The sequence below is a fragment of the Emergencia sp. JLR.KK010 genome (assembly GCF_037018265.1).
Lineage (GTDB): Bacteria > Bacillota > Clostridia > Peptostreptococcales > Anaerovoracaceae > Senimuribacter > Senimuribacter intestinalis.
In genome coordinates, this window is sequence record NZ_CP143550.1 from 2,174,339 (window position 1) to 2,190,858 (window position 16,520).

Here is a 16,520-nt window from a genome sequence, read left to right on the forward strand (position 1 = left end):
CTAGCCTCAATCTATCCTTATCTATCTTAATTTTATCCGTTAAAACAAATACTTCAGCGCATGTTTGATATAATCCTCGCAGGTCAGATCATTTTCTTTCACCTTGCCGATCGCTTCCATCGCCTCATTCTTGCTGTATCCCAGTGCAACCAGCGCAGCAATAGCCTCACTTCTCTCGTCAGTAACAGGCACATACACATCTCCTGCAGCCATGGCTGCGTCGTCCTCAAAGGTTCCAACCTTATCCTTTAGTTCCAGAATCAAGCGTTCTGCAGTCTTCTTGCCCACACCATTTGCAGACGAAATCGCCTTGACATCACCAGAGGCAATAGCCCGCCTAAGTTCCGACGGCGGCAGTGCACTCATCAGCGCCATCCCTGCCTTTGCTCCCACGCCGTTTACCGTAATCAAAAGTTCAAAAAGCTCCAGACTCTCCTTATCGGAAAAGCCGTAAAGACTAACATCATCTTCCTTCACAATCATGGAAGTAAACACCTTCACCTGCTCTCCCTCTGTATGCTTATATAATACGGAGTTTGCTGGAATGCTCACCTCAAAACCAAGACCGCTGGCAGACTCTATGATAACTGAACTGTTCAGTCCCGGATGAAATATACCTTTTATAAATCTAATCATGGATTCTCCTTATCTCCCACTCAATTTAAAATTTCTAACTCTGTTGCCGGCTGCATGACCATGACAAATTGCCGCAGCCACCGCATCTGCCGTATCGTCGGGCTTCGGTACTTCCTTTAGGTTCAAAATCGCCTTAACCATAGCCTGTACTTGTTTCTTGTCTGCCCTTCCATAACCTACCAAAGCCTGCTTAATCTGCAGCGGCGTGTATTCATTAATCTCAAGACCTCCATTAACACAGGCAAGGACTGCAACGCCTCTGGCTTGTCCCACCATAATAGCTGTCTTAGCATTATTATTGAAAAAAAGTTCTTCTATCGATGCTACCTCTGGCTTGTATTCTGCTATGATTGCAGATAGTTGCGTATATAAATGCTGCAGACGCAGAGGCATTTCCATCTTAGCATCTGTGGTTACCGCGCCGTAATTCACAACAGAAAAATGATTGCCTTTCATATCTAAAACACCCCAGCCTAAAATCGCGTAACCAGGGTCAATTCCTAAAATTCTCATAGCCTTATTTCCTCAGTTGAATCAATCTATTTTATTTATTATAGCATAAGAACATACGTTTGTCTACGGGATTCCCTTTAATTTCTTCAAATAATACGACTTTCTTTTCCGAAAAAAATCTGTTATAATACGATTAGGAATAGGATTCTGAACAAAAAGGAGATTATTATGCGTTATTCAAGACAAAACAAGATTTTGGAACTCATTGCAAATAACGAGATCGAAACTCAGGATAAACTGGCATCTATGTTGAAGGAAGAAGGTTTTGAAGTAACACAGGCTACGATATCTCGAGATATCAAGGAACTTCAGCTGATTAAAGTGCTTTCCGGCAGCGGCAAATACAAATATGCCGTCAGCGCACGCCAGGATGCGCCTATTTCCGATCGCTTTGTAAAAATTTTCAGAGAAACTATCACATCTTTTGCTTCAGCACAGAACTTAATTGTCATTAAGACGTTATCCGGCTGCGGACCTGCTGCTGGTGAAGCGGTTGACTGCATCGGGCTTCCTCATGTTGTCGGTTCTGTAGCTGGTGACAATACCCTGCTGATGGTCATCGACAAAGAAGAACACGTGGAAGAGATTCTCTCTATTTTCAACGATATGCTAATTATGAGGTCTAAAGGACAATGATCAATCACATCAGTATTCAAAATTTCGCAATTATAGAAAATACAGAAATCGATTTTGAAGAAGGACTGAATATCATTACAGGAGAAACCGGCAGCGGTAAATCCATTGTAATAGAAGCAATTAGCCTTGCTCTCGGAAGCAGGGCTGATTCTGCTTTTGTCCGTCATGGTGCACAAAAAGCCGTTGTACAGCTTGCTGGCGAACTATACGGAGAAGACATCGTCATCACCAGAGAAGTATCTGCTGCCGGTAAGAATCTATGCAAACTCAACGGACAGCTGGTCACTTTGGGAGAACTTTCCGAAATCTGCCGCCGTCTTGCTGATATCCACGGTCAGTACGACAATCAGTCCCTGCTCAACCCCGATAACCACATCAGGCTGGTAGACAGCTTCCATGGTGAACAAATCACTCCAATAAAAGAAGCCTATCAGGTCGCCTACGCTTCCTATCAAGACACAAAATCACGACTGACCAAGCTGCTTTCTGCAGAACAGGACAACCTGAAAAAACTGGATTTTTATCGTTTTGAACAGAGTGAAATCGAAAATGCCCATCTAACACCTGGCGAAGACGAAAGCCTATCAGAGAGAATTTCTATCCTGCAAAACAGTGAAAAAATCTTTGATGCCATTGAAACCGCTTACGGACTTCTCAGCGATGGCGACCGCGATGTGCTCTCTTCTATGGGTACCGGACTTCATGCACTTCAGAGTATCAGCGAATATTCCAAGGAAATTCAAACTTTGACAGAAGAGTTCGCAGACATCTATTATCGCCTGGAAGACCTTTCTTCCGAACTTCGTAGAATTCGTGATGACGTCACTTTCTCCCCTGAGGAGCTGGATGATTCTATCACAAGAATCTCCCAAATCGACGGTCTCAAGAAAAAATACGGCTCCACCATTGAGGAGATTTTAACATATTACGACACTATTTCTGAAGAACTAAAACAGATTGAGAATTTTGATGACGTAAAAGCGCAGCTTCAAGCCGAAACAGATGCAGCATACAAGGCCCTGTCCGAAAAAGCTGCGCAGCTTACCGAAGTTCGTAAAGCCAGTGCAAAAGAACTGGAAAACGCTATCGAAAGTGAACTTCACGATTTGAATTTCGGCAGCGCCAAGCTCTCCATCGACTTCCAGTGTTCTGAAACCTTCGGTCCTGATGGAAACGATGATGTGGAATTCCTGATTTCTACAAACAAAGGCGAACCGCTGAAGCCTCTGGTAAAAATCGCATCCGGTGGTGAAATTTCAAGAATCATGCTGGCAATCAAAAATATTACCGGCACCTATGACAATATTCCAACTATGATTTTCGATGAAATCGACGCCGGTATCAGTGGAATTACTGCAAGTATCGTTGGACGCAAGCTTCACCAGATTGCAAAAAATCATCAAATTATCTGTATCACCCACCTGCCGCAGATTGCTGCAAGCGGAGATACGCACTATCGTATCTATAAAGAAGAAACCGACAGCAACACCTTTACTACTGTCGAAAAGCTCTCCGATACAGAGACCATCGATGAAATTGCAAGACTTTTGGGCGGTGAAAACATTACCGAAACCACCAGAAAAAGCGCAGTGGAGTTGATGGAACTGACTAAACAAAAAATCTAAGAATCTAAATCATATTTTAAAAAACGCGGCAGTCTCAAGATTTTTGAAACTGCCGCATTTTTGTATGATTATATTTCTACCTCATTACCTGTTTTCATTGAAAATCCCTGTTGCAGCGGATCATCCTCTTCCAGCAGAATGCTTCCCTTCCCCATTAGGTAGGCCCTGCTGTGAATGGTCGGTATCACCTGCCCTCTTTCTGTCTCTTCGATCGTCACAATAAACGGTATACCGGAAATCCCCCGGTTTTCAAGTTTCTTCCCCTCATGCAGTCTCCCTTTTCCATGAAGTACCGCTGCCAGCGCTGAAGTTCCGGTTCCTGTAGGTGAGCGGTCAAACTGTCTCTTTCCAAATACCGTAAAGGTTCTCGTGCTGATTACTCTTTCGCTCTCCCCATCTTCTGCAAAGAGTATCATGCAGATGCCGTTTTCCTTTGCGTTCAGCGCCGGATTTTCTGGATGTACCATTGCAAGCTGATCGATGGCGCAGCGTCCGCATTCCATGGCGATATCCAGCATCGCCTGAATGTTTTCTGCTTCTAATTCGATTCCAAACTGCCCGATGTCTGCAAAGACCATAAAGGCGCCGCCATAGCCTACATCTACGTTGACTTTTCCATAGGACGGTGTCTGCACCAATTCATCCAGGGCATATGCAAAGGAAAGGTCGTTTTTCAGCGCTATGTCGCTGATTTTCCCTCCTTCTGTCTGTACTGCAAGCTGCACGCTGCCTGAAGGTGCGTCTAATGTCACCGTATTCATCCCTTCTTTTAAGGTCGCGATTCCTAGTTCGCAAGCAGCTCTTGCCATGGCAATGGCGCCGTGACCGCACATGGTGCTCATGCCAGTTCCATGGATAAAGACGACGCCCAGGTCGCTCTCCTCATTGACAGGAGGCGTGAGGAAACCGCCGTACATGTCATCGTGTCCACGTGGCTCAAGGAGCGCTATCTTTCTGAGATTGTCAAGATGTGCTGTGGCATAATGACGCTTTTCTGCCATGGTGCTGCCGATGATCTCAGGAAAGCCTCTTGTGATAAGTCGAAAGGGCTCTCCTGCTACATGAAAATCCAGATACTCCAGTGTCCTCATTTAGAATTCGACCTCCACTCCGATGTTTTCCTTCTCTGCTGTTTCACAGATGTATTCTGCGGCTGCAAGATCCACCAGCGCCATGCCTACGGTTTTAAAGACTACCGTATCTGATGCAGGTTTTGGCTGGTTTCCATCTAACACGTTATGTAAGCATTTTACATTTTTCTCATCAAGAAGTCCCTTTTCAATTCTTGTCGATAAGTCTCCGCTTTCTTCGCAGGCATACGGCAAATCCACATACACATCCTCGGTAATTTCAAAGAGGCTGTCCGGCAGTTCTTTCATATATGGTTTGTAGGAACCTACTGCAATGTAGCATTTTCCCTTTAAGAGCTCCGGCTCCTCAGGCAATACCGGCTCTGTCGCAAAGGTTGTCGTAACTACGATATCAGAGCCGGAAAGCAATTCTTCTGCGCTTTTGCAGATGATCATTTCGGGATTGCCAATGGCTGCTTTCTGTAAATCCTCGGCATACTGTTTCAGTGCATCTTCCGGCTTGAACGGGTCAAACAAGCAAATCTTTTTGATATTTCTCACAGCTGAAATGCACACGCCCTGGGAAAAACCCTGCACACCGCAGCCCACAATCCCTACGGATGCTGCATTTTCATTGGACAGCTCTCTAGCTGCCAGTGCGCCGGTTGCGCCGGTACGCCAAGATGTGACTCTCTTTGCATCAAGCAGCGCCTTGCTCTGTCCTGTGGTTCTGTCGTTTAACACCACCACACCGTCGATGGACGGCAGTCTGCGCTCCCTGTTTTCCGGTACCAGCGCCAGCATTTTAGTGCCGCAGGCATGCTCTGTAAAGCACGGCATGTACAAAAACGTCATGCCACCTTCTTCAAAGCCATACCTCTCCGGCATGGCAAATTCTCCTTTTCCATAGATACCAAAGGCTTTCGCCACGACTTCTACCATTTCCTTTGGCTCCACGATTTTATCAATATCATTTTGATTGATGATTTTCATTTCTGTTTCCTCCTAAACACTTTAACTATCTATTATTTAAAAGGAGACTGTAACGCAGTCTCCTCCAGTTTAACATTTTACATATTGCCAGCACGGTACATTTTCGCCTCTTGGTAAATATTCAATCGTAAGTTCCGTCTCACCACGACGCACCTGATAGACTAAATGCATGGTTTCATCGTCTACGACATCCCATTCAGAAGACGCTTTTAGAATTACATCTCCATTTTTTAGCCCTGCTTTTTCAGCATTAGATCCCGGTTTTACGCCTGTTACAACTTGATCCTGAGAATACCGTACCGTATCATCAAAGCCATTATCCATGACTGGCACGGCAACTTTCTCTATGGTATATTCCGGTCCGAAAAAGTCCGCTGCCGGAGCAGTAATACCTTCCTCCATAAGTTCCGTAAGCCGCAAAGAAGCCTTTCCAGCAGTGTATAAATCCGCAAGCTCAACAAATCTGTTCCAAGTCATCGGAATACCTTCCTTTGCCCCGTCCAGGAGTTCAACCATCAAATTATACATTCTCACTTTTCCTTCTGTGCAACGATTTAACAAAGCATCTAGCTCAATCAATGCCAGTACACCTCTGCCATATGTCACTCTCTGTGCATAACTATGGGTCCATGATTTTCTGAATGCACTGGCAAAATCCCCTTTGCTATATGGATTTACATAATATGCACGAAGTTTTTCATTAATCATATCGACATATCCATCTGAGTCAATTTTTCCCAGCAAGAAAAGAATATAGCAGCTGTAAAATTCTGCTGTACCCTCTGCGAAAAGAGAAATTTCTTCTTCTCTATCAGCGCTGACAATCAGCCAATTATGTACTAACTCATGCGCAATAATCGGTTCGGCTTCTTCGATTTGATTGATTAACTGATCACCGAATCCAAAGGAGCAGCATCTGGTCAGTCCTGTTCCGGTTGCAACAGTTCTAGGCGTAGGATACAGGAAAATATAATAAGGAATATCCTCATCATGGAACATTTTTTCTGTATGATCGAAAAGTTCCGCCATACTTTTGCAAAAATCATCAATCATCCGAATTTCATCTGCAAGCCATATGATATGCAGCTTACTTCCTTCCCTATGAAACTCTTTCAGGTTGCCTGCCATATAAAAGGTTTCTTTCAGTTCCTTTGCCTCACAGCATTTTGAAAAACTTCCTTTTCCATAGCTGCAGACAGCCTCGGCCTTTGAAGAAAATGATGATAAATCGTGTTCTATAGAAAATTCAAACTTTCCATTCATCGGCAGCACCAAAAATGCAAGCCCTGATGCAGTATATCCACCATATGTCTGAAACAGTGAGAACCCAGGATCAGCTTTCTTTGGATTCTTTTCCAAAGTTTTCGCACGATATGTTATTACGAGTCTGCCTGAAACATCTCTATCAAAGTAATATGAACGCTGCGGACCAAAATCACCCATACCATCTTCACAGGTAAATCCAAAGCTTCCTGTATCATCCTGTAGCTGAAAATCCTCTGTTCCATATCCCGTCATCGCGCACCCGGCATAAAATACCGGATGCACATCGAAAATGTCGCCCTTTTTATAGGAGGCTGATTCCATAACAACAGTTGTTTCCACAGATGTGACAACATTTTCTGACAAGAATGGCTTTATTTTTACATGAACCTTTGATAAATTCTCCATATTCATACTCCTTTTAGATTTCTACAATGGCTTCTACTTCCACAGGAACATCCATCGGAAGCTGATTTACGCCCACTGCAGTTCTTACATGCTTTCCAAGCTCTCCAAAGATGTCATACAAAAGCTGTGAAGCTGCATTTGCGACGATATGCTGCTCAGAAAACCCTGTCTTGCTGCTCACATACACCTGTATTTTTACAATACGCTTCACTTTGTCTAAATCTCCCAGATAAGCTTTCATCGCACCAAGCATATTAACGGTACAGCATCTGGCAGCTTCTTGTGCCTCCTCAAGCGATACCTCATCTCCTACCTTTCCTGTTGCAACTGGTTTACCGTTCGCAAAAGGAATCTGCCCTGATGTAAACAGACAATTTCCAACCTGTCTCACAGGAACAAATATCATATCAGATTTAGAAGTCTCCGGAAGCTTAATGCCTGCCTGTTCTATCTTTCTTTCAATTTCCATTTCTCCAGAATTCCTTTCTAACTCTTACTGAACCTGCTTTTCTTTTCTTGCTGCAATTTCTGCACGCATCATTGGCAGCCTTTTCTCAACTCTCATCAGATACAGGAACAGCAGCAACGCAATTCCATAGATGACCGCTTCTGAGGTAATCGTCATATGGAAGAAAATATTGACAATATTTGCCGGCTGTGTAGCTGCATTAGGGTCGAACCCAATCAGACCGATGACATAGGCTGCAATGGACCCGCCAAATGCTAAACCAATCTTTGTTCCAATCCCATATGCACTCATTACTACAGCTGTATTTTTTCTTCCCGTTTTCCACTCTCCATAATCTAGAGAATCCATCAGACACTGCGTCAGAATATTGGTAGCCAGTGAAGCGCCTGCAACAGCGATAAGTGCACCACAAATGTATATCTTTGGATTTGAAACATGAATAATCACCATGAACAGCATTGCCGCAACATCAATTGCAGCACCCAAAGCACCCGTGCCCGCATTACCAAGCTTCTTATGAAGCGGAACTAAAAGGAGCGTCGCACCGATGGTGAAAAACACGCCGACAGAAGTTGTGACAGACATAATGTTTCCATCTCCTAGGTGATAAGTACAGAAGTATAACAACATGGAACCTTGTAAAGATGAGAACAGCATCTTAACGACCTGAATCAGAAATACAATGCCGGATATCTTGTTCTGTACCAGCGCAGAGAACATCTCCTTTACAGTCGGTGCAGGTGCACTTTCTCCTTTTTCCGTATCATAGTCATTATCTTCATAACCTTTACAGCCAATAATTCCAATCAATCCCATTAACAGATATACACATGCATAGATTGCCGCCAGTTTGGTAAAAGCAGTTGCCGGATTTGAAGTGGACAGCACTGCAACAAGGGGCATTGTAACCGCCGGCACGACTGCATTTAAAATGTTACCGAAAACGCCTGAATATGTACCCAACTTTACTCTTTCCGCTCTGTCTGTTGTCAGCTTCGGCTGCAGCGCACTCATCGGAATAGAATAAGCGGTCTGTGACATGCCAAGGCAAATAAAAGTTGCTGCCGCCCAAACTACTTTCATGGTATAGGATAGATTTGGTGCAGAATAACATAGTACCATAAAAATTGCGATTGGAATCATCGCCCGCTTCATCCACCACAAACAGGTTCCACCCGGCTTGTTCGACTTTTCTATCAGCGTGCCCATCAATGGATCGTTGATAAAATCCCAAACTCTTGCAATCAGGATGATTGTCCCTGCTACACCGCCGGACAAGCCCAGTACACTGACATAGAAGAATACCAGAAAATACATTTGAATTAACATCTGAATTGTCGGCGCTGTCGAAGCTGCCGCATAGCCCAGTTTTACCCGCATAGGCAATTTACGGTTTGTGTCTTGTGTGTTCATTTTTTTTCCTTTCTTAGATAAAATTTATAATTAGAAATAATTGATAACAATACTATTTCAGTACATCTGCCAAAGTCTGTGCTGCTAGAAGCGCTTGTTCCTGGCTGTTGTAATAATGAAAAGAAATACGTAAATACCCTTCTCTGATGTGTGCATAGATTTTTTTATCAGCAAAGGCGTTCTTTAACTGCTTCGTTCTGTTCTTATCAAATTTCAGGCAGATGACACCGGACCAGTGTTTGCAGTCTTTGCTCCCCAAGATTTTCATTTTATCTTCTAACGGAGAAAGTTCTTTGCGAAATAAGTTCTCCAGCTTCAGACAGTGAGTGTAAATCCTATCAATACCGATTTCAAGAAGCAGCTCTATGCTCTTTCCCATAGCTGTAATGCCATAAGAGGAGAGCGATCCTCCCTGTATGCCTTCTAAGCCTTGTCTATAGGGAAGCACCGGTATCTGCATCATGTTCGTCATGGTTTCTTCGTCATACATAATGTTGTAGTCTGAGTATACCTCCGGCTTCAGCATTGGCTGCAACTTCGGGCAGCAATATACAAAACCCGTACCGAGAAGCCCCAGCATACCCTTAAATGCAGCTGTGCTTAGATAGTCGATGTTCATTCTTTCAACATCGACCGGTACTCTGCCCAGTGCCTGAATGGCATCTACGGCAAAAATAATCTCTCTCTCCCTGCAAATTGTTCCAATTCTTTCGATATCCGGCATGAATCCGGTGTGATTATGTACCAGAGAAAGATGCACAACTCTCGTTCGCTCTGTCATCTCGCTTAGGATATCTTCTGCCGAGAACGTTCCGTTTTGCGTTTTGATAAGCTTAAGTCTAATACCTTCTGCCTGTCTCTGACCCCATCCCAGTAGAATAGTTGGATATTCAATAGCTGTTGAAATCACTTCATCTTCCGGCTGCAAATCCAGCGACTTCGCAAGCAGCGATGTTCCCTGTGTCGTATTCACTGTAAACATGATATTATCCGAATCTGTATGAAGCAGCCTTGCAACCTCTGCCTGCACCTTTAGCCTCTGACGTGCATAAACTCCGTCAAGGCTAACTCTTCCAAAGCTTTTTGCAAATTCATCCGCAAAAGACCTGCAATAATCCAGGGTTCTCTTCGGCGGAAGCCCCATGGATGCCACATCTAAATATGTAATGTTATTTAGATAGTCATATTCCTTGTAATACCTCGTTTCAATCATAACTCTTCTATTGTGTTATTTTTCATCATTGCTTCAATTTCATCAATGGTTTTCGGAATATTGCTGCTCAGTACTTCGCAGCCAGTTTCTGTAATCAGCACATCATCCTCAATACGGATGCCTAAATCCTTATCTCCAAAATACACGCCCGGCTCTACGGCAACAATCATACCAGGAACAAGCCTACCCTCCTCATCTTCGCGTTCTTCATGGCAGGAAAGTCCAATTCCATGATTTACCATTCCAGGGGTTACATAGTTGATTCTAAATTCACTGAGCAGAGTTCCAATGCTTTCTCCATCCTTCAGATATCCACCTTTACGCAACTCTTCTGTGAAGTAGGCATTAGCTTCCTGTCCGCACTCCTGTCTGGTTTTTCCAGGTTTCATACTGGCAATGGTCATTTCCTGCGTTTTGAGCACCACATTGTACCAATGAGCCTGTTCATCAGTAAAAGTTCCGTTTACCGGATAGGTTCTGGAAATATCACAGCAATAATCGTTATAGAAGGTAGCAATATCCGCAAGAAATAAATCGCCATCCTTTGCAGTAGCTTCATTGGCATAGAAATTATGCATGATAGTGGTTTCCTTTCCAATTAAGGCCTGTACGATATCTCCGCTGCCGCCCCGCATCTTAATTTCGTGCTCGAGAATACTCTGCATCTGATAACCTCTGATTCCTGGTTTTAACTGTTTTGCTGCCACAGCCAGCGCCTCTTCTGTAATATCGATGGCTTTCTGAATCTGTGCAGCCTCCAGTGAACTTTTGCGCAGGCGCATAAAGTCAAGTTCCTTGCTTAAACTTCCGATTTGAACACCCGGATATGCTCTGGTAATTCTGTCAGCCAAGATATTTTCATATCTGGTATATTTGGTAAATCCATCGAAGCTGGAGCAAAAATAGACCTTCTCTAACTTCGTCCAGGTAGCCAGCGATTCTAATACATCTTCAAAATCCTCCATATACATGACTGCCTGGATTCCCGTCTTTTCTCTGTAGTATGTAGGATCAAGACTTCGTCCCAAATAAAATTCTTCATTTGCAGTTCTTCTTTTTACAAAAAGGTACTCCTGCAGCATACCATGTGCTTTTACCAGCATCAAAAGTCCTTCAGCAATGCTCATTCCTGTCAAATAATAGAAATTCTTATCCGTCTTCTCTCTTTGCGGTATTCCAACGACTCCAAGCTCATCATTGCCACCAAAAGAAAGCAGCAGCTGACCGTCTATTAGCTTTTCAGCAATTTTCTCTCTTCTCTTTCTAGCTTCTTTCTGATACATTTTAAAATCCTTTCTGCGTTAAAAGTATTTTCTTTCTTATAAGATATTCCTCTTTCGTGAAATTGTCAAGTTATATTTTCACAATAAAATAATTTTTACGACATTTTTTGCAAATACGCAAAATTTACCCGCAATATATTTCATATTAAAATAATTCAAGTTGACAAAAATAGAAAATTCATCTATACTGAAGACAGAAATAAAACACAGCAATGAAAGGACAATCAGCATTATGTCTACAAACATAGGTGAATATGTAAAGAAAATCAGAACTGAGCAAAATTTAACTTTAAAAGAACTCAGTGAAAAAAGCGGACTCTCCGTCAGCTTTCTTTCTCAATTTGAACGTGGGATTAGTACCATCTCAGTAGACGCACTTCTGGAGCTGGCTGAAGCACTGAGCATCGATTCTCGGGAAATTATTATGGAATCTCTAGCAACCAGTCAGCCGAAGGATGATTATGTTCTGAGAAGTTACAGCCGTCATACACCGCAGATTAGTGCCAAGAATCAGATTCAGACCGATCTTTCCGCCTTTGGATATGACAAGAAAATGCTCGCGCGTATGTACACTCTTCTTCCGGGCGAATCTGAGGAAAAGGTGCTTCCTGTTACTCACGAAGGCGAAGAATTTATCTACGTTCTGGAAGGAATCCTTACACTGGAAATTGATAATGTCAGATACGATCTACATCCTGAGGATACTGCCCATTTTCCATCCACAAAGAAGCATATGTGGTATAACGAAACCAGCCGTAATGTAAAGTTCATTCTGGTGAATTACCCATATCATGCAAAAAAATAATTTCATAGTCTGATTTCTGCGTGTGTGCACTCTGCTTACACGCTTTTTTTAAGAAAAGAGGTATTAGTAATGTATGAAAAAGAACTAGCCGCTTATTTTGAAGCGCACAAAGACGAATTTTTAGAAGATCTAGCTACCTTGGTCGCGATTCCCAGCGTTAAGGCAGAACCATCAGACGGCTGCCCCTATGGCAGACATACTGCAGAAGCCCTGTCCCAAAGTCTTTCTATCGCAGAAAAATACAACCTGTACACAGAAAACTGGGAAAACTACGTTGGCATCGTCCAAATTGAGTCGGGCAGACGCATTCTGGACATTCTGGCACATTTAGATGTGGTTGCACCTGGTGAAGGCTGGGAAGTAACGGAACCTTACACCATGAAGGTATCTGATGGAAAAATTTACGGCAGAGGCACTGCCGATGACAAAGGTCCTGCGCTGGCTGCACTTTATGCACTGCGAGCAATTAAGGATCTGCAAATTCCACTGCGAAACGGCGTCCGCCTGGTGCTTGGAACGGATGAAGAGTCCGGAAGCAGCGATCTTCTACACTACTTCAGTAAAACCAGACCTGCCGCTATGAGTTTTTCTCCTGACGCAGTCTACCCTGTTATTAACGTGGAAAAAGGCAGATTAAACGGCAAAATCACAGGACACTTTGTTCATCAACAAATACTGGAAGTCCACGGCGGCCATACGACCAATATTATTCCGGATTCAGCCTGGGCTGTCCTTCAAAATATTGATGAAGCGAAGCTGGTGCAGACCGCCTCCTCCAATCAGATTACCTACAGTCTTACCCCGACAGACAAAGGTTGTAAACTTACTGTCCATGGTGTCTCCGGTCATGCCGCATCTCCTGAGGCTTCTGTGAATCCGATTACTGCTTTGCTGCAGCTTCTTTCAGAATGTACAGACTGTAAGGAAATCAAGAAGCTGTGCGCGCTCTTTCCTCACGGCGCGCATCATGGTCAAGGCTTAAATCTTAATCTAGCGGATGAAGTATCCGGAGAGCTGACTCTGAGCCTGACTGTACTGGATTATAACGGTTATGCTCTTTCTGCAAGCTTTGACAGCAGAGTTCCGGTTTGCGGCAGCCGGGAAAAGCTACAAGCTGCAAGCGACGCCATTTCTGCTGCAGGTTTTTCTTATGAAGAAGACTTCGTTGCTCCCCATGCAGTTCCTGACAATACGCCGTTTATCAACACCCTACTCGACTGCTACGAAAACTGCAGCGGTCGCAGAGGTCAGTGTCTTGCTATTGGCGGCGGTACTTACGCCCACGGAATTGAAAATGCTGTCGCTTTTGGCTGTGCCTTTGGTGGCGTTGACAATCATATGCATGGTGCAGATGAATTTGCGGAAATCTCAACACTCCTTATGAGTTGTAATATTTTCGCACAGGCAATCATCCGACTCTGCGGAAAACCTACCATTATTTTGCCGAAGGACAAAGTTTATGGAACGGTTCTATGGCTTCAGCAAGCAGACTCTAAGGATGCCAGCCCTTTATTCCAGCAGCTTTCTGCGGCAGGAATTGCCATCATTCCTATTATTGTAGACAAGAATGGAGAAACTGCTGAAAATCTGGAAACAGTAGAAAAAGTGCTGACAGATATTCTGGCAGATGATACCCTCTCCGCACTGCCTGTTGCAGTTTCCGGTATCGGCTACGGCGGCTTTATTGCCGGACACCTTCTTGCCAGAAAAAACTGCTTTGCTGCAGGTACCATTATTAGCGGACTTACCAATCCGGCAACAGCCTATGGAACCTGTAAAGGTATTGCCCTTTCCCAAAAAGTACTCTCAGGCAATTTTTCCATGATGGATTATCTAGGCGATCTGACAAAAGATAGTGTGGTCTATCATTGTGACGACATCCATACGCCACTTCTGCTGCTTCACGGATTTCGCGATGAAATCTACGGATTTGAACAGGCAGAGCAGCTTTTTACTTCTATCAAGGAGCGGCAGCCCCAGTCGGAAATACGCATGGTTGTTTTCCCGACAGGCGATGATAAGCTTGCTGAAGATCCTAACTGCAAAGAAAAATACTGTGAAGAACTCATTAGCTGGTTCACAAAATATCTGAAAGGAGAAACTCATGATAAAGCATAAAAGACTTCCCAAATTTGAAGATTGCGAAACTATTGAAAGACTTACTGGCGGAGATTATCTTGCCGCCAAGAACTTAATTGCCTATAGTTCTACAGAAAACGGTATTATTCTGAAAGACTTTTCTAACGGAGAACTGCGCCTTATTTCCGGCGGTGGTACAGGTGAACGCCGCCCTGTATTTTCCCCTGACGGCACCAAACTTTTGTTTCTGTCGTATCAGAGCGGTCAATTCTGTGTTGTAATTTATGACCTGCAGAGTGCTGTGCTAACTACCATCGTGCATTCAAATACACCGATCTCTGATCCTATATGGTCCCCCGATGGGAGCAAAATCCTTTTTGCCTCAAGCATTAGCAAAAGTTCTAGCGATGTGCCTGATCGTAATGCACCTATTGTGATTGAAAATCTCGGATATAAATTTGACGGTCTAGGTTTTCGCACACCGGATAATGCCACTCATCTTTTCATCGTGCCATCTGACGGCAGCACGCAGCCTGTGCAGATTACCACTGGCAGCTATGATTATCTCCATCATAACTGGCTCCCCGACAGCAAGCAAATCATCTGTATTAGCAACCGTTTCAGAAACAGTGAAGAATATCTTGGCTACGACCTTTTGAAAATTGATACCTTAACCGGGGAAGTCCTGCAGCTTACCAGGAATCTTTGGATGGTCTCCTATCCAAATCCACTACGCCCAGTCTGCACCCCTGACGGACAGTTTATCATCGCAGGCGTCATGGATGCGAAGTATGCAAAGACTATCAGCACCGGTACATTTCCGGAGACTTATCTGTACAAAATTGCAGCAGACGGTTCAAGCAGTCAGCAGATCTTTTTCCCAGATGAAAACTGTTACCAGTGCGTCCAATTTCCATATAACGCAGGCTCCGGAATGGGACTTGATAAACTACAAATAAGCAGTGACGGCACCTTTGTTCTCTTTCACAGCGGCTGGCAAGGACAAGGCGGGCTGTTTCGCTTACCTTTAGACGAAAGCACTGGCGGTCATGCACAGCCCATTAACAGAGGAAAACACACTTATCATGGTCTCAGCAAAATTCAAGATGGAAAGGTGCTGGTCAGCGTATGTGAGGATACGTTAGCGGAAGCCTATGCCCTTGTGGATATCGATGAAGGATGTATCATTAAAAAGGTCGTTCAGTCAGCAGAGGAGTTTTTACAGGATGTTTCTCTCAGCCAGCCAACGGACTTTTCTGTTCCTACTTTAGATGGCTGCAGTACTGTTCACGGCTGGGTTCTGCCGCCTCACAATATGGAAGAAGGAAAAAAGTATCCGGTAATCCTCTATATCCACGGTGGTCCTCACCCATTTTACACCTATGCTCTGACTTTAGAACACCAGGCCTTTGCTGCAGAAGGTTTTGGCGTCATTTGCTGTAATCCAAGAGGTAGCAGCGGCTACGGCTGGAAGCACCAGAATATGGGAGATGGCAGACGTACAGAGCCTTATTATGACTGCCTGCAATTTGTAGATGAAGCTATTCGCAGATTTCCTTGGATTGACGAAAACCGCCTAGGCGTTACTGGCGGTAGCTATGGTGGCTATATGACCAACTACATCGCTGCTCATTCTAAACGCTTCAAAGCATATATTTCCCAGCGAAGTCTTGCTAACGATCAGATTATGTATGCCAGCTCTGATGAAACCGGAAGCAGCGCAGGCTTCGATTCTTTCCCACAGTTTATGATGGAAAATCTAAAAAAATCTGTGGTATCTTACGCAGAAAACATCGACCGTCCATTTCTGATACTCCACGGTTCCGATGACTGCAGAACACCTGTGGAAGCTGCAAAGCAGCTATATACGGCTATCCGTGACACACATCCTAATCTACCGACTAAGCTGGTTTTATATCCGAATACCGGACATTCTCAGCCAGAGGATCCTGCCATGCTACAAAGCTACTATAATGAAATGGTATCTTGGTTTCGCAAATACCTTTGAAGTTCAAAACGGTTCTATAATAAATGTTGGGGTGACCGCCTCAACATTTATTCTTTCCACAACTCAATACTAAACGAAAAGAGACAGATTTAGCTCTGTCTCCTCG

Annotated in this window: 14 protein-coding genes; 5 read left to right on the forward strand and 9 right to left on the reverse strand. The window is 43.9% G+C overall.

Features of this window, described 5'->3' with window-relative positions:
• Positions 1-39 precede the first annotated feature (39 nt).
• Positions 40-636, reverse strand: coding sequence for a Holliday junction branch migration protein RuvA (gene ruvA / locus V1225_RS10485; RefSeq protein WP_160201320.1), 597 nt, complete (start codon positions 634-636; stop codon positions 40-42).
• 9 nt (positions 637-645) lie between these two features.
• A complete protein-coding gene (gene ruvC, locus V1225_RS10490; protein WP_338546379.1) occupies positions 646-1,149 on the reverse strand; it encodes a crossover junction endodeoxyribonuclease RuvC in 504 nt (167 codons plus the stop codon).
• Positions 1,150-1,317: 168 nt separating this feature from the next.
• Here ruvC and V1225_RS10495 point away from each other — a divergent pair, with 168 nt between their 5' ends.
• Together V1225_RS10495 and recN are read left to right on the forward strand one after the other, a co-directional pair.
• Entirely contained in the window at positions 1,318-1,785 is a 468-nt protein-coding gene (locus tag V1225_RS10495) for an arginine repressor (RefSeq protein WP_160201318.1), read from the forward strand.
• Positions 1,782-3,410 carry a DNA repair protein RecN gene (gene recN / locus V1225_RS10500; RefSeq protein WP_338546380.1) on the forward strand — a complete coding sequence of 543 codons (1,629 nt, stop codon included), beginning with the start codon at positions 1,782-1,784 and terminating at the stop codon, positions 3,408-3,410. Before V1225_RS10495 ends, recN begins: the two co-directional genes overlap by 4 nt.
• A 68-nt stretch (positions 3,411-3,478) precedes the next feature.
• Here recN and V1225_RS10505 read toward each other — a convergent pair whose 3' ends face one another.
• The 7 genes from V1225_RS10505 to V1225_RS10535 form a co-directional block, all read right to left on the reverse strand.
• Positions 3,479-4,501, reverse strand: a complete 1,023-nt coding sequence (locus V1225_RS10505) for a proline racemase family protein (protein ID WP_338546382.1) — start codon at positions 4,499-4,501, stop codon at positions 3,479-3,481.
• Positions 4,502-5,473, reverse strand: coding sequence for an ornithine cyclodeaminase family protein (locus tag V1225_RS10510; protein ID WP_338546384.1), 972 nt, complete (start codon positions 5,471-5,473; stop codon positions 4,502-4,504).
• Positions 5,474-5,542: 69 nt separating this feature from the next.
• Complete coding sequence (locus V1225_RS10515; RefSeq protein WP_160202353.1) at positions 5,543-7,144, reverse strand: PDZ domain-containing protein; 1,602 nt, start codon at positions 7,142-7,144, stop codon at positions 5,543-5,545.
• A 13-nt stretch (positions 7,145-7,157) separates the two neighbouring features.
• Entirely contained in the window at positions 7,158-7,613 is a 456-nt protein-coding gene (locus V1225_RS10520; RefSeq protein WP_160202354.1) for a RidA family protein, read from the reverse strand.
• Positions 7,614-7,637: 24 nt separating this feature from the next.
• A complete protein-coding gene (locus V1225_RS10525) occupies positions 7,638-9,026 on the reverse strand; it encodes a glycoside-pentoside-hexuronide (GPH):cation symporter (RefSeq protein ID WP_160202355.1) in 1,389 nt (462 codons plus the stop codon).
• A gap of 52 nt (positions 9,027-9,078) precedes the next feature.
• Positions 9,079-10,239 (reverse strand): aminotransferase class V-fold PLP-dependent enzyme, encoded by a 1,161-nt coding sequence (locus V1225_RS10530; RefSeq protein ID WP_160202356.1) that lies wholly within the window; start codon positions 10,237-10,239, stop codon positions 9,079-9,081.
• The gene (locus V1225_RS10535) at positions 10,236-11,522 is read right to left on the reverse strand and encodes a Xaa-Pro peptidase family protein (RefSeq protein WP_160202357.1); all 1,287 of its coding nucleotides are present in this window, start codon (positions 11,520-11,522) and stop codon (positions 10,236-10,238) included. Before V1225_RS10535 ends, V1225_RS10530 begins: the two co-directional genes overlap by 4 nt.
• 232 nt (positions 11,523-11,754) lie before the next feature.
• Here V1225_RS10535 and V1225_RS10540 point away from each other — a divergent pair, with 232 nt between their 5' ends.
• From V1225_RS10540 to V1225_RS10550, 3 genes are all read left to right on the forward strand, one after another.
• Positions 11,755-12,327 (forward strand): XRE family transcriptional regulator, encoded by a 573-nt coding sequence (locus V1225_RS10540; protein WP_160202358.1) that lies wholly within the window; start codon positions 11,755-11,757, stop codon positions 12,325-12,327.
• Positions 12,328-12,396: 69 nt separating this feature from the next.
• Positions 12,397-14,445, forward strand: coding sequence for a Sapep family Mn(2+)-dependent dipeptidase (locus V1225_RS10545; RefSeq protein WP_251614621.1), 2,049 nt, complete (start codon positions 12,397-12,399; stop codon positions 14,443-14,445).
• On the forward strand, positions 14,432-16,414 hold the full coding sequence (locus tag V1225_RS10550; RefSeq protein WP_161909506.1) for a S9 family peptidase: 1,983 nt from the start codon (positions 14,432-14,434) through the stop codon (positions 16,412-16,414). The genes V1225_RS10545 and V1225_RS10550 overlap by 14 nt, the downstream gene beginning before the upstream one ends.
• Positions 16,415-16,520 lie beyond the last annotated feature (106 nt).

What these genes read in the sequence shown, in the direction of transcription:
- ruvA (WP_160201320.1), bottom strand. Translation starts at nt 636, where the DNA reads ATGATTAGATTTATAAAAGGTATATTTCATCCGGGACTGAACAGTTCA.
- V1225_RS10535 (WP_160202357.1), bottom strand. Translation starts at nt 11,522, where the DNA reads ATGTATCAGAAAGAAGCTAGAAAGAGAAGAGAGAAAATTGCTGAAAAG.
- V1225_RS10505 (WP_338546382.1), bottom strand. Translation starts at nt 4,501, where the DNA reads ATGAGGACACTGGAGTATCTGGATTTTCATGTAGCAGGAGAGCCCTTT.
- V1225_RS10510 (WP_338546384.1), bottom strand. Translation starts at nt 5,473, where the DNA reads ATGAAAATCATCAATCAAAATGATATTGATAAAATCGTGGAGCCAAAG.
- V1225_RS10525 (WP_160202355.1), bottom strand. Translation starts at nt 9,026, where the DNA reads ATGAACACACAAGACACAAACCGTAAATTGCCTATGCGGGTAAAACTG.
- V1225_RS10495 (WP_160201318.1), top strand. Translation starts at nt 1,318, where the DNA reads ATGCGTTATTCAAGACAAAACAAGATTTTGGAACTCATTGCAAATAAC.
- V1225_RS10545 (WP_251614621.1), top strand. Translation starts at nt 12,397, where the DNA reads ATGTATGAAAAAGAACTAGCCGCTTATTTTGAAGCGCACAAAGACGAA.
- V1225_RS10515 (WP_160202353.1), bottom strand. Translation starts at nt 7,144, where the DNA reads ATGGAGAATTTATCAAAGGTTCATGTAAAAATAAAGCCATTCTTGTCA.
- V1225_RS10540 (WP_160202358.1), top strand. Translation starts at nt 11,755, where the DNA reads ATGTCTACAAACATAGGTGAATATGTAAAGAAAATCAGAACTGAGCAA.
- ruvC (WP_338546379.1), bottom strand. Translation starts at nt 1,149, where the DNA reads ATGAGAATTTTAGGAATTGACCCTGGTTACGCGATTTTAGGCTGGGGT.
- V1225_RS10530 (WP_160202356.1), bottom strand. Translation starts at nt 10,239, where the DNA reads ATGATTGAAACGAGGTATTACAAGGAATATGACTATCTAAATAACATT.
- V1225_RS10550 (WP_161909506.1), top strand. Translation starts at nt 14,432, where the DNA reads ATGATAAAGCATAAAAGACTTCCCAAATTTGAAGATTGCGAAACTATT.
- recN (WP_338546380.1), top strand. Translation starts at nt 1,782, where the DNA reads ATGATCAATCACATCAGTATTCAAAATTTCGCAATTATAGAAAATACA.
- V1225_RS10520 (WP_160202354.1), bottom strand. Translation starts at nt 7,613, where the DNA reads ATGGAAATTGAAAGAAAGATAGAACAGGCAGGCATTAAGCTTCCGGAG.